The sequence below is a fragment of the Amycolatopsis sp. NPDC023774 genome, assembly GCF_040639695.1.
GTDB lineage: Bacteria > Actinomycetota > Actinomycetes > Mycobacteriales > Pseudonocardiaceae > Amycolatopsis.
This window is the reverse complement of sequence record NZ_JBFAAJ010000022.1, coordinates 15,281-29,591: the sequence shown is the minus strand read 5'-3', so window position 1 is coordinate 29,591 and position 14,311 is coordinate 15,281. Positions and strand designations below refer to the sequence as shown.

Genomic DNA, 14,311 nt, shown 5'->3' with positions numbered 1-14,311 from the left:
CGGTCACACCTCGGGTTCGGCGAACTCGAAGTACTCCGGCAGCGGCGCCGTCCCGGCGAGCTTGAAGTACCGCACTTTCCGCCGGCGCCGCAGGGCGAGGGTGTCGCGCACGGCATCGTTGTGCACGCGGCGGGCGATGACCACCCGGTGCTCGGCGTCGGTGAGCTCCTCGGCCAGCGCCGGTGGCAGCGCCGTGCGGTCGATGGCGCCGAGGCGCAGGGTCAGCTCGTTCTCGTCGGCCTCGCGTTCGGCGCGGGACGCGCGCTCGGCCCGCTCGGCGGCGGCGTGCAGGCCGGGGCCGGTGCCGTCCAGCAGCGCCGCCACCGCTCGGGCGACCACCGCCCGCCGCGCCAGCGCCGCGTCGAGCGCGGCCCAGCCGGCGTCCATGCGCACGTGGAGGCGGTCGAGGCGGTTGGCCGTCGCCACGAGGAAAAGCCCGCCCAGCACCACGATCGCGGCCAGCACTGGGATCAGCCACGCGAGCCACGTCACCGCACGAACTCCCGCTCCGCCGCGACGACCAACCTCGGATCGGCGGCGATCGCGGTCTCGTACACGCGCAGGACCTGGGTGACGACGACCGACCAGTCGTACGCCGTCACGCGCTCCCCTGCCGCAGCGGCGAGCGACGCGCGCCGCGCCGGGTCGCCGAGCAGCTCGCGCAACCCTTCGGCGAGCGCGCCCGCGTCGCCGGTCGCCGCGAGCTGCCCGGCCTTGCCGTCGTCGAGCACGCGGCGGAACGAGTCGAGCCCGCTGGCCAGTACGGGCGTGCCCGAGGCCATGGCCTCGGTGAGGATCATGCCGAAGCTCTCGCCGCCGGTGTTCGGCGCGCAGTACACGTCGACGCTGCGCAGCGCGCGCGCCTTCGTGGCGTCGTCGACCTGGCCGAGCAGCTCGACGTGGGGCCACAGCTCGGGGCCGGCCATGCGCCGCAGCTGCTCCGGATCGCCGCGCCCGACCACGAGCAGCCGCAGGTCCTCGAACTCCGGCAGCAGGCGGCGCGACGCCTCCAGCAGCACGTCCATGCCCTTGCGGGGTTCGGTGAACCGGCCGACGAACCCGACCGTGCCGCCCGCGCGCGGGTAGCCGTCGAGCGGCGTGGCGCGGGCGAAGAACTCGGCGTCGACGCCGTTGGGGATCTCCACCGCGTCGCCGCCGGCGTGCTCCACCTGCACCCGGCGGGCCAGCGCCGACACCGCGATGCGCGCAGTGATCTTCTCCAGCAGAGGCCGCAGCACAGGCTGGAACGCCGCCAGTGTGCGCGAACGCGTGGTCGCGGTGTGGAAAGTGGCGACGATCGGCCCGTCGGCCACCTTCAGGGCAAGCAGCGACAGGCTGGGCGCAGCCGGTTCGTGCAGGTGCAGCACGTCGAACCCGTTGTCCCGGATCCAGCGCCGCACCCGCGCGTAGGAGACCGGCCCGAACTGCAGCCGCGCGACCGAGCCGTTGTACGGGATGCCGAGCGCCTTGCCCGCGGGGTGCACGAAGTCCGGCAGCACGGCGTCCTCGTCGGCCGGCGCCAGCACGGACACCTGGTGCCCGCGCGCGATGAGCGCCCGCGCGAGGTCGATCACGTGTCCCTGCACCCCGCCCGGCACGTCGAACGAGTAGGGGCACACGATCCCGATCTTCAGCCCGCCCGCCACCGCGCTCAGCCCACTTCTTCGAGGCTGGCGCGCTCGGCGGCCTCGAGGTCGGCGAGCCAGATCTTCTGCAGCATGTGCCAGTCGGCGGGGTGCGCCGCGATGTCGCCGGCGAACACGTCGGCCAGCGCCTGGGTGGCGGCGGGCACTTCGGCGCGGGCGGTCACCCGGATGCGCGGGTGCACCCGGACCTGCCAGCCGTCCTCACTGAACCACGAGCCGACGGGCAACAGCGCGGCCCCGGTCGTGGCGGCGAGCCGCGCCGGGCCGGCGGGCATGCGGGTGTGCTCGCCGAAGAACCGCACGGGAACCCCGCTCATGGTGAGGTCACGGTCGCCGACGAGGCACACGACCTTGTTCTCGCGCAGGCGTTTCAGTAGCAGGCGCATCGCCGCGCTGTCACCGGTGAGCGGCACGATCTCGAACCCGAGCGACTCGCGGTAGGCCACGAACCGGTTGAACAGCGACTCGGGCTTCAGGCGCTCGACGACCGTGGTGAACCCGCTGAGCCGGTCGGCCAGCCACACCCCGATCGCGTCCCAGTTCCCGCTGTGCGGCAGCGCGATCACCGCGCCGTTGCCCTCGGCGAGGGCGGCGTCGATGTTCTCGACACCCGTGATCGCGGCGCCGACCTTGGAGATCACCTCGGTTCGGTCCATCGACGGGAGCCGGAACGTCTCGTACCAGTACCGCGCGTACGACCGCATGGCCCGGCGGACGAGCTCGTCGAGTTCCGTCTCGTCGGCCTGCGGCACGACCCGCGCGAGGTTGGCGCGCAGCTGGCGCACGCCGCCGCCGCCGCGGCGGGTGGCGAGGTCGGCGCCCAGCGTGAACACCGCCGTCCCCATGAGCTCGGGCATCCGGCGGGCGAGCTGCCAGCCCGCCGTGTAGCCGAACTCGCCGAGCCGCTGGGACAGCGCGCTCACGGCTGCGCCCCACCTGTCTGCACGTCGCCGGTCGTGGCCTGCTCGGCCTTAGCGGCGGCGGCTTGCTCGGTTTGCGCGGCTTGCTCGGTCTGCGCGGCTTGTTCGGCCGGCTTGGCCCGCTCGGTCTGCACGGCCGGCTTGACTTGCTCGGTCTGCACAGCCGGCTTGGCCTGCTCGGCCACGGCTCGTGCGGCCTTCGCGACGGCGGCACCGCGCTGCAGCAGCGTGATCACCGACAGCACGGCGAGCAGCCAGAGCGTGATCTCCACCGTGTAAGGCACACCCAGGCCGTGCAGGCCGGTGCCGACGAGCGCGATGATCAGCCGCTCGGCCCGCTCGACGAGGCCGCCGTCGGCTTCCAGGCCCGAGGCGTCGGCGCGGGCCTTCACGTAGGAGATGACCTGGGCGAGCACCAGGCAGATCAGGGCGGCCGCGGCCGCGCGGTTGTTGTGGTCGACCACGAAGCACCACCACGCGATGGCGGCGAACAGCGCGCCGTCGACCAGGCGGTCGCACGTCGCGTCGAGGACGGCTCCGAACGGGGTGCCGTAACCGCGCGCCCTGGCCATGGCACCGTCGAGGAGGTCCAGCATGGCGAATCCCCACACGGTGAAGGTTCCCCACAGCAGGAGCCCCTGCGGGAAGAAGACCAGCGCGCACGCCACGGCACCCGCGGTGCCGATCACGGTCATCGCGTTCGGAGTCAGTCCGGCACGGACCAGCGTCCGACCGATCGGATCGGTGACGCGGGAGACTGAGGCACGGGCGAAAATGTTGAGCATCTCGTCGTCTGGTGCACCTGGCTCGGGGGTGGGTGGGCCACGAAAGCCTATCGACCCGCCGGCACGGGGCCGACGTCCCGCCCCGCGACCCGCCGGGCGATCAGCCTGATTTCGGCAGTTCGACGACCGGCGCCACGAATTCGCCCGCCTCCTCGGCCGCGATCGCGGCCGCGCACTGGGGCCGCAGGCCGCCGAGGATCGCCGAGCTGATCTCGCCCAGCTGCTCAGCCTGCTTCGGCGTCAGCCGGTCGAAGAGGCTCTCGCGCACGGCCTCGACGTGGCCGGGGGCGGCGGTCTCGAGCGCCGCGAACCCGGCGTCGGTGAGCACCGCCCACGCGCCGCGCTTGTCGGTGGGGCACGACTCGCGCCGCACCCAGCCCTTGCCCTCCAGGCGCGCCACGGCGTGCGAGAGCCGGCTGCGCGAGGAGCCGCGAGCTTCGGCGAGCTCGCTCATCCGCAGCCGGCGCCCGTCGGCCTCCGACAGCGCGACCAGGACCTCGTAGTAGGTGTGCGGCATGCCCGAGTCGTGTTGCAGCTGGCCTTCGAGGTGCGCCTGCAACAGCGCGGCGGCCTGGGAGAAGTCGCGCCAGACGCGTTGCTCGTCGTCGGAAAGCCAGCGAGGTTCGGACATACCTCCATGTTACCCCTGATTGAGGGCTCAATTACCGCGTCGGTACACTCCCGCGCCGCGTGGTCTTCACCACGCGTCCGCCAGGAGTTTCCTCGTCTCGCCGAGCAGCTGCGGCAGCACCTTGGTGTGCCCGATCACCGGCATGAAGTTGGCGTCGCCGCCCCAGCGCGGCACCAGGTGCTGGTGCAGGTGCGCCGCGATGCCCGCGCCGGCGATCACGCCCTGGTTCATCCCGATGTTGAACCCGTGCGCCGCCGAGACCGCCCGCACGACGCGCATGGCGTGCTGAGTGAACTCGGCCAGCTCGCGCGTCTCGGCCTCGGTCAGGTCGGTGTAGTCGGCCACGTGGCGGTACGGCACCACCATGAGGTGACCAGGGTTGTACGGGTACAGGTTCAGCACCGCGTACACCGTCTCGCCGCGCGCCAGGATCAGCGCGGTCTCGTCGTCGAGGCCCGGGATGCGGCAGAACGGGCAGCCGTCGGACTCGTCGTCGTCCGGCTTCTCCTGCCCTTTGATGTAGGCCATCCGGTGCGGGGTCCACAGCCGCTGCAACGCGTCCGGGACCCCCACTCCGTCCTGCTCGACGATCTCGGGACCGTCCGCGTCGCTCACCGCAGGATCTTCTCCACGGCCTCCGCGCTCGGCGAGGCGTTCTCCCGGCCGGCCACCCACTCGGCGATGGCGTCGACGGCGGTGGCCACGGACACGCCGTTGATCTGGCCGCCGTCGCGGAAGCGGAACGACACCGCGCCCGCCTCGGCGTCCTTCGCGCCCGCCAGGAGCAGGAACGGCACCTTCTGCGTGGTGTGGGTGCGGATCTTCTTCTGCATGCGGTCGTCGCTCGCGTCGACCTCGGCCCGGATCCCCTTGGCGCGCAACGCCTTCTGCACGCCGTCGAGGAACTCCACCTGGTCGGCGGTGATCGGGATGCCCACGACCTGCACCGGCGAGAGCCACGCGGGGAACGCGCCGGCGTAGTGCTCGGTCAGCACACCGAAGAACCGCTCGATCGAACCGAACAGCGCGCGGTGGATCATCACCGGGCGCTGGCGCGAACCGTCGGACGCGGTGTACTCGAGGTTGAAGCGCTTGTTCTGGTTGAAGTCCAGCTGGATCGTGGACATCTGCCAGGTGCGGCCGATGGCGTCCCTCGCCTGCACGGAGATCTTCGGGCCGTAGAACGCGGCGCCACCCGGGTCGGGCACGAGCTCGAGACCGGAGTCGATCGCGGCCTGGCGAAGCGTCTCCGTGGCCTCCTCCCACTCCCAGTCCTCGCCGATGAACTTCTCGGAGTCACCGCGGGTGGACAGCTCGAGGTAGAAGTCCGACAGCCCGTAGTCGGCCAGCAGATCGAGCACGAACTTCAGCAGCGAGCGCAGCTCGCCCGGCATCTGCTCCTTGGTGCAGTAGATGTGCGAGTCGTCCATCGTCAGACCGCGCACGCGGGTGAGGCCGTGGACCACACCGGACTTTTCGTAGCGGTACACCGTGCCGAACTCGAACAGCCGCAGCGGCAGCTCCCGGTACGACCGCCCGCGCGAGCGGTAGACCAGGTTGTGCATCGGGCAGTTCATGGCCTTGAGGTAGTAGTCCTCGTCGTCGAACTTCACCGGCGGGAACATCGTGTCGGCGTAGTAGGGCAGGTGACCGGAGGTGTGGAACAGCTCGCCCTTGGAGATGTGCGGCGTGTTCACGAACTCGTAGCCGGCCTCCTCGTGGCGGTGGCGCGAGTAGTTCTCCAGCTCGCGGCGGATGATGCCGCCCTTCGGGTGGAACACCGGCAGGCCGGAGCCGATCTCCTCCGGGAAGGAGAACAGGTCGAGCTCGGCGCCGAGGCGGCGGTGGTCGCGGCGCTCGGCCTCGGCGATGCGCTCGAGGTAGGCGTCCTGCGCCTCGCCCGACTCCCACGCCGTGCCGTAGATCCGCTGCAGCTGCGGGTTCTTCTCGCTGCCGCGCCAGTAGGCGGCGGCCACGCGGGTCAGCTTGAACGCGGGGATGAACTTGGTGGTGGGCACGTGCGGACCGCGGCACAGGTCGCTCCACACGCGTTCCTTGGTGCGCGGGTCGAGGTTGTCGTAGATGGTCAGCTCGCCACCACCGACCTCCATGACCTCGTCGGTGTCCACTTCGGACTTGAGGTCGACCAGCTCGAGCTTGAACGGCTCGTTCGCCAGCTCCTTCTTCGCCTCGTCGACGGACTCGAACACGCGGCGGGAGAACTGCTGGGCACCCTTCACGATCTGCTTCATGCGCTTCTCGAGTGCCTGCAGGTCTTCCGGGGTGAAGGGCTTGTCGACGGCGAAGTCGTAGTAGAAGCCGTCCTTGACCGGCGGCCCGATACCGAGCTTCGCGTCGGGGAACTCCTGCTGCACGGCCTGCGCCAGCACGTGGGCGGCCGAGTGGCGGATCACGCTGCGGCCGTCCTCGGTGTTCGCCGCGACGGGCTCCACCTCGGCGTCGGCCTCCGGCGCCCACGCGAGATCGCGCAGCCTGCCCTCGGCGTCGCGCACGACGACGATCGTGTCCGGGCCCTTGGTCGGCAGCCCGGCCTCGCGGACCGCGGCTCCCGCCGTAGTGCCCGCCGGGACCACCACGCGCTCGGCGGGGACGGCGGCGGCTGACGGCGGATGCGACACGATCGGCTCCTTCTGGGACAAATGACGAGGATGACTCCGGTTGATGCTAGTCGTCGGCCCGCGGCCGCCTCACGCGTGTCGGCGCTAACCGCGGCGGTGTCCCCGGGCGCGTCTTCCCGCACCACGGAAGCGGCCGCCGACCGGGTGGTCGGCGGCCGCGGGACGACCTTCGCGGCGCGGCTCAGTAGGCGCCCTGGCCGGCGACGACGGCTCGGAAGGTCTTCCACAGGATCACCAGGTCCAGCGCCAGCGACCAGTCCTCGACGTAGCGCAGGTCCAGGCGGATGCTCTCGGCCCACGTGAGGTCGCTGCGGCCGCTGACCTGCCACAGCCCGGTGAGGCCGGGCTTCACGAGCAGCCGGCGGCGCGCGTCGGGCGCGTACTGCCGCGTCTCCTCGGGCAGCGGTGGCCGCGGACCGACGAGCGACATGCGCCCGGAGAGCACGTTGAACAGCTGAGGCAGCTCGTCGAGCGAGTAGCGACGCAGCAGCCCGCCGACCCGGGTCACGCGCGGGTCGCGCTTCATCTTGAACAACGGCCCGGCGCCCTCGTTGGCCTCTTCGAGGTTCTGGCGGATCTGGTCGGCGTTCGGGACCATGGTGCGGAACTTCAGCATCGTGAAGTTCTCGCCGTCCTTGCCGACGCGGCGCTGCTTGTAGATCACCGGGCCGCGGTCGCCGAGCTTCACGGCCAGCGCGATCGTCAGCAGCAGCGGGGAGAACAGCGTCAGCAGGAACGCCGCGCCACAGCGGTCGACGGCCTCCTTCACGAGCCGCCGACCACCGGTGAACCGTGGTGCCGTGACCCGCAACAGCGGCATGCCGAGCACACCGGAGACGTTCAGCCGCGGGCCCGCGACCTCCATCAGCACCGGCGCCACGACCAGCTCCGCGGCGGTGCCCTCGAGGTCCCACGCGAGGCGCTGCAACCGCTTCGGCGTCCAGTACTGGTCCGCGGTGATGGCGACCACGCGGTAGCCGCCCCGGCGCACGTGCCGGGAGAGCTCTTCGAGCCGGCCGATCACGGGCACGCCGTCGATCTCGCCGCTGCCGGAGTCGGCACCCCCGCCGTCGACCGTGCAGACCGCTTCGACGCGCCAGCCGACGTGGGCCTCGGTCTTGGTGCGGGCGATGAGGTCGGCCACCGTCCCGGGGCTGCCGGCGGCCATCACCGGCAGCAGGCACAGGCCGCGGCGGCGCTTGCGGTGCAGGAGCTGGCGCAGCAGGTACCGCTGGGGGAAGGCGAAAAGCGCGATCACGGGCACCACGATGAACACCCACGGCTGCACGTCGAGCGCGCGGAAGAGCAGGCCGCCGAGGGCCACCAGCACGGCGGCGGCGACGAGGCCGCGGCCCAGCGTGCGGTACTCCTCGGGCCCTTCGCCGAGCACGCGCGGGCTCCACGCGCGGCTGACCGGCAGCGCGCACAGCACCGCCAGGGCCGTGCCGAACGCGTGCATGTCCTGCGGGGCCACGCGGTCGATCACGAACGCACTGACGCCGATCACCACGAACGACGCGACGATGTCACTGGCGATGACCCAGGCGCGGTAACGCCTCTCCCACGAAGCGGGATGCGATTTGGCCGTGGTCGATTCGACGGGCGCCGACTGGGTGGCGTTCGAGGGCTGCGCGGCCGTCGCGGTCGTCCCGGTTCTCGCGCCGGCGGCTGCGGGGATCGCCTTCATCGCCTGGAGGTCGATGTGCGTCGGCGGTTCACTGACCGTGGATGCAGGCCGCACCGACTCTTCCATCAGACCTCCCAGGAGCGTGGTTCGAAGGTCTCCGCCGGCACGCTGTGTGAACAAGTTTGATCTCGGAGCGTGATCATGACTCGTACTCGATTCAGCCACCAAAGGAGCGACACACGCCAAGGTATCGGCGGTTATCCGGGACTTGTTACAACGATTTCCAGCCACATCCTGCAGCTCCTTCACGAAAATGAATGGCTTGAAGATAACGGGATGATGACGATGAGTAACGAGTAGCAACCCATCAATGACTACGGGATGTAGTCAATGTTGCACCACTCTTCGCGGCGAGGCGAGCGGGTTCCGGCCACCAAGACTCTCCACTGTGGACGCTCCAGCCCGGACGCGTCCACAGTGGATTTTCCCGGAATCTCCGCGGATCGAACGGCGCCGGGGGTGACATTCTGCTTCACGGTGTCACGGCGTCGGATTTTCGTCACACGCCAGCACCCGGCCGCACCCCATACTCCCCCGGGTGCGCGCGACGGCGCGTCGATCACGCCGTGCTCCCAGTGCGGGATCGCCCCGTTCACCCGTCTTGCCCAGCCAGGCCCGCCGGGTGCACGGGCCGTGGGGACGCCTCGGCAGTGCGGCACATTCACCGGAACGGCCGCGCCCCGGACGAAAACCTTCGAACGTGGGCGGACCGCGCGGCCGATTCGCGGCCGGGCGCCGGCGAACTGCGTGCGGCCGCTCGGGTGACCCGAACCCCGACGTGATCGAGAAAGTGCTCGGGATCACATGCTCGACGTCTGCCCGACCCCGCGTGCGACAAAAACGCCGCGAGACGTACGGCGAAGGTCATTTGTCCGCGTGCTACCTGCAAATTGCAGCTCCGGCAGTTGCGCCGAGACCGTTGTGGAGCTGTGATCGGTCGGGCCGGACCGGGGCCTCCCGGCCGCCGGGCCGAGTCGGGCCATCGCGCGGCGCTGACCTGCGAAGATTCTTACGCGGAAATCACTCGAGGCCCCGGATCGTGGGATCCGGGGCCTCGATGCGGTGGGCGATACTGGGATCGAACCAGTGACCTCTTCGGTGTGAACGAAGCGCTCTCCCCCTGAGCTAATCGCCCGCTCGTGGAGTGAACACAACTCTACAACACGACTTTCGAGGGCCTGCAAACGGGTGGTTGACGATGACCACCCTGCGTCTACCAGCGAATACGGAGCGAACAACGCCGAGCTAGCCGGGGTTGTGCCGCGGTGGGGCCGCTCGCGCCCGGCTTGGACATCCGTGCGACGGTGCTATCGCGCGGCGGTCGAACCGCGCAGTATGTACGTGCGGCTGCCCAGCGGGCGCCCGCGGAAGGCTGCGCGGCGCGGGCGACGAAGGACGGAACGGTACTGCCGACCACGGACGGGTGATCTCCGGCGAACCCGCGACGGAATCGGCTTTCCGGAGCGTCTCATCGTCGTCCTCGGTCGTCCGGGCCGGGAAGGGAGACGAAGGGTAGGACGATGCGCAACGATCACGTGACGCTCCGCTCGACGGCGGTCTTCGACCTGCTGGCGCCGCGGACCCCGGCGGTTCCGGTCAAGGTTGAACTGCGCTACGACACTCGCGACCCCTACGCGGTCGTCGCCGCCTTCCGCACCGGCCGCGCGGGCTGGGTCGAGTGGGTCTACGCCCGCGACCTCCTCGCCGACGGCCTCCTCGCCGACGCCGGCGACGGCGACGTGCGGATCCGCCCCTCTGTCGAAGACCCCGAGTCCGTGCTCATCGAACTCAACTCACCCTCCGGCCACGCCATGTTCGAGGCCTCCGCCCAGGAGCTCGCCGACTTCCTCGACCGCACGTACGACGTGGTGCTCCCCGGCAACGAACACCTGTGGGTCGACGTCGATGACGCGCTGACCCACCTCATCCCCAACGATCTCGCCTGATCACAGCCCCGCGTCCGGGAGATGACCCCCCGGTGACGGGGCGGTTCTCGGGGTTCGATATGGTTCTCCCACACCACGGCGACGGGGTGCCTGGCCACTGGTTCGGCACTCGGGAATCGCGGAGAGTGCGGACGTAGCGCAGCTGGTAGCGCATCACCTTGCCAAGGTGAGGGTCGCGGGTTCGAATCCCGTCGTCCGCTCGAAAGGCTCTTCGAGGCCTTGCACGGTGGAGTGGCCGAGAGGCGAGGCAACGGCCTGCAAAGCCGTGTACACGGGTTCGAATCCCGTCTCCACCTCGCGCGATTAGCTCAGCGGGAGAGCGCTTCCCTGACACGGAAGAGGTCACTGGTTCAATCCCAGTATCGCGCACCAGCTGAAACGCAGGCCAGAAGCCCTGTCCCTCCCCGGAGGGGCGGGGCTTCAGTCGTCAGACGGCGATGATCCGGCGATGGCCCTAGACCCGGGCCCGATCGCCCGCCGAGACCGCAGATGCGGAAACCACGACACCAGCTTCGCCCGCTCCCCCGGATACAACGAAGCCAGCGACCGCAGCCAACGCTCCTCCAGTGCATCCAGGATCTCGTTCACCATCGCTGGGGCCACATGGTCATAGACCCGCGCGATTCCCTTCATCTTCTGACCCAGCCGCGCCCGCCGCGCAACCTCGGGGATCCCATCCTCGGTCAGCCACGTGCTGTGCGTGTGCCGGCCCTCGTGAAAAGTGAATGTCGGCAGAATCGGCGGCCGCCGCTCCCCCGCCCCAGCATCGTCCAGCTCGACCCCGTCCCACGCCGGACGCCAAAACCGGATCCGGAAGTTCGAACGCCGCCACGGATGCCCCTCCGGCGTGCTGAGCACGAACGGATCACGGTGGCTGTCCATCAGCTCCTTGTAGAGCACAGCGATCCCCGACGGCAGCGCCACGAACCGCGTCCCCGCAGGCGTCTTGGTCCGCCCCTTCTTCGGCCGGGTAGTGCCACGCCTCGTCGGCGGGCGCGTGCGGCCGGCCGGATGACGATCATTACTCGTCCTGCCACCCTTGTAGACCTTCCCACCGACTTCCTTCAGCGGTGTCCGGATCTCAATCCCACGCTTCTCAGCGTCATACTCGTGCCGCTGCTGCCCAACAAGTTCACCCCATCGAGCACCGGTGTAGAAGTCCATCAGACACAACATGAACCCCGACTTCCCCAGACCCATCTCATAAAGCCGCATGGCAGCCCGCAGCGCCTGGGCCGGACTGGCGACCAGCCGCTCGGTGTCGAACTCGCCACTGGTCACGCGGACACCGCTGCACGGGTTGGCCGGGATCATCCGCGCACGCACAGCGCCGTTGAGGATGGTCGAGAACAACGCGAAGTACGACGACACCGACGACTCCGCGTAGTCCTCGTGCAACTCCGAGAGCCACCGCTCGATCTCAACATAACCGTTGAAGATCGCGATCAACGGCCACGCCTGCCACTGCGGGAGCAGCTGGTTGTCGAGGAACGACCGGTACTTCGCGGCCGTGTTCAGCTCCAGCCGAGGAGACACAGCGTTCAGCCACGCCTCGGCGAAGTCGGCAAACCGGGTTTCGCCATCGCGCGGATCCAGCCACAGGTTCCGCCGGATCAGCGCCTCCTGCTCCACGCCCCAGTCCTCGGCAGCCTTCTTCGTGGGAAACCTTGACCTGTTCCCCCACGTCCCATCGGGACGCTTGTACCGGGCACGCCACTCACCCGTGCCGGGCGCTTTCTGGCCGAAGGCCATCTCAACTTCCTTTCTCTATTACTCCGACCCGCTTCATGCGGCGCGGAAGTCCTGCGCAAGGCCCTCCAGCGGCACCCGCCGTCGCGCCGGCTTCACCTCGGCTGCGCCCAGCCGCACGATCTCGGCCACATCCCCGCGGGTGAACCGGTAGTGCTTGCCGAACCGGTGATGCGGCAGAACACCGGCGGCAGCCTGGTCCTTCAACGTCCTCGGCGACAGCTGCAGCAACTCCCCCACGTCTTCCGCCGTGAGCAACGCATCCGGGTCCGCCGGCGGATCTGGCGCGGCAGCACGCACCGCCGCCGCAACCTCTCTGATCGCGGCAGCGACTGCGGCGCAACCATGGGCGCGGTCTCGACTACTTTCGATTTCCGTCACACACTCCAACGCAATTTTGAGTCGCAGCTCACAGCCCCTTCAGGGGAAGTGTTCGCCGCAACACACAACTATCCATGCCGACGATCCAACAAGCCGTCAATAGCACCTCGGAAGAAAATAGAGAACCTCGTCCTGACAGATGCCGGCCGCGTGAACGTAATTCCGGTACGCTACTATTCAACGAACCGACACATCACCGGACAACTCAACGAAGGGCGACACAGATGGCCAAGAAAATCACGATCGAGATCTCCGACGACACCGACGGATCCCCAGCCGACCAGACCATCCCCTTTGGACTTGACGGCGTGTCCTACGAGGTTGACCTCTCCCACGCTAACGCCGGCGTGCTGCGGGCAACGGTGCAGCCGTACGTGACGGTCGCTCGCCGCACCGGAGGCCGTCGAGTCAAGCTCGCAGTCGGCCAGTCGACCGATGACACAAGCAAGGCACCTCAACCCGTCGCCGATCACTCGACAACTCACGATATTCGCTCATGGGCCCAGAACAATGGCCACGAGGTAGCTGACCGCGGGCGGATCGCACGCTCGGTCGTCGACGCATACCACGCATCACACAAGACCAGCAGCTCGAGGACCTCGTTAAAAACTCGAACCCGGTCAGAGAAAGAGCAACAATCCACGCGCAGCGAATAACAGTCAACAAACAGGGCGGCGCACACTTGATTGAAATCGAATCGATCTTCAGCTTCCCAGAACGCTTTCCACACCCCGCCGCCCCCGCGGCCATGGGTCGACCAGGGATGGGACGCCTACCGATCCGAGGAAGAACTCGCGTGCCCGAGCTGCTCGCGGCGCGCGGCCCGATCTACGAGGACCCCTAGCGGCGTGCCGGACAGCGCAACACGCCGTGCGCGAGCACGGCGACGACATCGACAGCTACCTGGCGCCGCGGGCGGCCGAGCTCAACGCGGACGATCCGCAGCTGCGTGGCCACGGCCTGCTGGGCCCGATCATCCCCGGGCACAACCGTGATCATCACGGGTACGCCTACACCGTCGCATGGGCGGCGACCCGGCTGGTCGTCGGAGCGGGGCGCAGTGTGTGGGGAGAGTTCGGCGACCATCGCCCCGAGATGCCGGCGACGATCACCGCGGGTCTGCTGGACGCCACAGACGTGGAGGCGTTCACCGACAAACTGTTCACGCCCCCGATCTCGCTCCGGCGGACCTCGGCCTGGGTCGGCCCCCTGTACCGGGTCGGGTCGAACGGGAACCACCGCCTGCACACCGCGCGGATGCTGAACCTGCCGTGGCTGGCCGCGGCCGTCCACTTCCAGGCCACCGCGCCGGCCTGGAACATGTCGGGCCTGGTGTTGGCGGATTCTGACGCCGAGGAGCGCGAGCGCGGCGGGTCGTTCGACAAATGCCTCGCCGAGCGTCTCGCCGTGGTCGAGGGCCTGCTTCGCCGCGGCGTCGTCGACGGAATTCTCACCGGCAAAGGTCGAGCATTGCCGGTGCTGCACTGCAGCCGACTTCCGGCGACGTGGCTGCTGCGCGCGCCCGCACACGCGGCGCGGGTCAACGCTGTGTACGAATCCCGCTATCCCGGTGCGCTGCAATAGCTGGGCATCCCACGCGAGATCGGAACCGACGCGACCGCGTGGCTACGGTGGCTTACCGCGCGGTAGCGGGATCCGTGGACCGGTAGAGCGCGCGGCCCTCGTCGTGCACGATCTCGTGAGTCACCTGCAGCGGGTCCTGCAGGAACGGCAGGGCAACGTCCCGCAGCTCGCGCCCGCCTGGCACCTGGGAGCCGAGCTGCCACAGCCGCAGCCCGATGCGGTAGCGGCCGGTGCGTTCGAGCGCGCCCCAGCCGACCAGTTCCGCGAGCAGCCGGTCCGCGGTCACGCGGGCGCGAACCCGATCGCCCGCGTGATCTCACCGTGCGTCTGCTCGGGGCGGCCG

13 protein-coding genes, 4 tRNA genes and 1 pseudogene are annotated in these 14,311 nt (G+C 69.4%); 6 read left to right on the top strand and 12 right to left on the bottom strand.

Going from position 1 to position 14,311, the window contains the following annotated elements; all coding sequences use genetic code 11:
- Positions 1-3: 3 nt before the first annotated feature.
- The 9 genes and pseudogenes from AB0F91_RS33260 to AB0F91_RS33220 all read right to left on the bottom strand — a co-directional run bounded on the left by AB0F91_RS33260 (position 4) and on the right by AB0F91_RS33220 (position 9,443).
- On the bottom strand, positions 4-492 hold the full coding sequence (locus tag AB0F91_RS33260) for an NUDIX hydrolase (RefSeq protein WP_360603987.1): 489 nt from the start codon (positions 490-492) through the stop codon (positions 4-6).
- Positions 489-1,634 (bottom strand): glycosyltransferase family 4 protein, encoded by a 1,146-nt coding sequence (locus AB0F91_RS33255; protein ID WP_360604187.1) that lies wholly within the window; start codon positions 1,632-1,634, stop codon positions 489-491. The genes AB0F91_RS33260 and AB0F91_RS33255 overlap by 4 nt, the downstream gene beginning before the upstream one ends.
- Positions 1,635-1,651: 17 nt before the next feature.
- Positions 1,652-2,569: a phosphatidylinositol mannoside acyltransferase gene (locus AB0F91_RS33250; protein ID WP_360603985.1), complete on the bottom strand. Its 918-nt coding sequence runs from the start codon at positions 2,567-2,569 to the stop codon at positions 1,652-1,654.
- 182 nt (positions 2,570-2,751) lie between these two features.
- Positions 2,752-3,351: pseudogene (gene pgsA / locus AB0F91_RS33245) on the bottom strand (phosphatidylinositol phosphate synthase); the annotation flags it as partial.
- A gap of 100 nt (positions 3,352-3,451) precedes the next feature.
- Positions 3,452-3,982 (bottom strand): MarR family transcriptional regulator, encoded by a 531-nt coding sequence (locus AB0F91_RS33240; RefSeq protein WP_360603983.1) that lies wholly within the window; start codon positions 3,980-3,982, stop codon positions 3,452-3,454.
- Positions 3,983-4,048: 66 nt separating this feature from the next.
- Positions 4,049-4,597, bottom strand: coding sequence for an HIT domain-containing protein (locus tag AB0F91_RS33235; protein ID WP_360603981.1), 549 nt, complete (start codon positions 4,595-4,597; stop codon positions 4,049-4,051).
- A complete protein-coding gene (gene thrS, locus AB0F91_RS33230; RefSeq protein WP_360603979.1) occupies positions 4,594-6,621 on the bottom strand; it encodes a threonine--tRNA ligase in 2,028 nt (675 codons plus the stop codon). Before thrS ends, AB0F91_RS33235 begins: the two co-directional genes overlap by 4 nt.
- A 181-nt stretch (positions 6,622-6,802) precedes the next feature.
- Positions 6,803-8,374, bottom strand: coding sequence for a sugar transferase (locus AB0F91_RS33225; protein WP_360603977.1), 1,572 nt, complete (start codon positions 8,372-8,374; stop codon positions 6,803-6,805).
- A 997-nt stretch (positions 8,375-9,371) separates the two neighbouring features.
- Positions 9,372-9,443 (bottom strand) — tRNA-Val (locus tag AB0F91_RS33220).
- A 385-nt stretch (positions 9,444-9,828) separates the two neighbouring features.
- Here AB0F91_RS33220 and AB0F91_RS33215 point away from each other — a divergent pair.
- From AB0F91_RS33215 to AB0F91_RS33200, 4 genes are all read left to right on the top strand, one after another.
- Entirely contained in the window at positions 9,829-10,254 is a 426-nt protein-coding gene (locus AB0F91_RS33215; protein ID WP_005159130.1) for an SsgA family sporulation/cell division regulator, read from the top strand.
- A gap of 127 nt (positions 10,255-10,381) precedes the next feature.
- Positions 10,382-10,454: transfer RNA gene (locus tag AB0F91_RS33210), tRNA-Gly, on the top strand.
- A 25-nt stretch (positions 10,455-10,479) separates the two neighbouring features.
- Positions 10,480-10,550, top strand: a tRNA-Cys gene (locus AB0F91_RS33205).
- 1 nt (position 10,551) lies between these two features.
- Positions 10,552-10,626 (top strand) — tRNA-Val (locus tag AB0F91_RS33200).
- A gap of 48 nt (positions 10,627-10,674) precedes the next feature.
- Here the strand turns inward: AB0F91_RS33200 and AB0F91_RS33195 are convergent.
- Both AB0F91_RS33195 and AB0F91_RS33190 read right to left on the bottom strand, forming a co-directional pair.
- Positions 10,675-11,886, bottom strand: coding sequence for an integrase (locus tag AB0F91_RS33195; RefSeq protein ID WP_360604185.1), 1,212 nt, complete (start codon positions 11,884-11,886; stop codon positions 10,675-10,677).
- Between the two features lie 153 nt (positions 11,887-12,039).
- Positions 12,040-12,384, bottom strand: a complete 345-nt coding sequence (locus tag AB0F91_RS33190) for a helix-turn-helix domain-containing protein (RefSeq protein ID WP_360603975.1) — start codon at positions 12,382-12,384, stop codon at positions 12,040-12,042.
- A gap of 224 nt (positions 12,385-12,608) precedes the next feature.
- Between AB0F91_RS33190 and AB0F91_RS33185 the strand changes: the two genes are divergently transcribed.
- Together AB0F91_RS33185 and AB0F91_RS33180 are read left to right on the top strand one after the other, a co-directional pair.
- Positions 12,609-13,040 carry an Lsr2 family protein gene (locus AB0F91_RS33185; protein ID WP_360603973.1) on the top strand — a complete coding sequence of 144 codons (432 nt, stop codon included), beginning with the start codon at positions 12,609-12,611 and terminating at the stop codon, positions 13,038-13,040.
- Positions 13,041-13,254: 214 nt separating this feature from the next.
- On the top strand, positions 13,255-13,968 hold the full coding sequence (locus AB0F91_RS33180; protein WP_360603971.1) for a hypothetical protein: 714 nt from the start codon (positions 13,255-13,257) through the stop codon (positions 13,966-13,968).
- 52 nt (positions 13,969-14,020) lie between these two features.
- Here AB0F91_RS33180 and AB0F91_RS33175 read toward each other — a convergent pair whose 3' ends face one another.
- Positions 14,021-14,254, bottom strand: coding sequence for a hypothetical protein (locus AB0F91_RS33175; RefSeq protein ID WP_360603969.1), 234 nt, complete (start codon positions 14,252-14,254; stop codon positions 14,021-14,023).
- Positions 14,255-14,311: the final 57 nt, after the last annotated feature.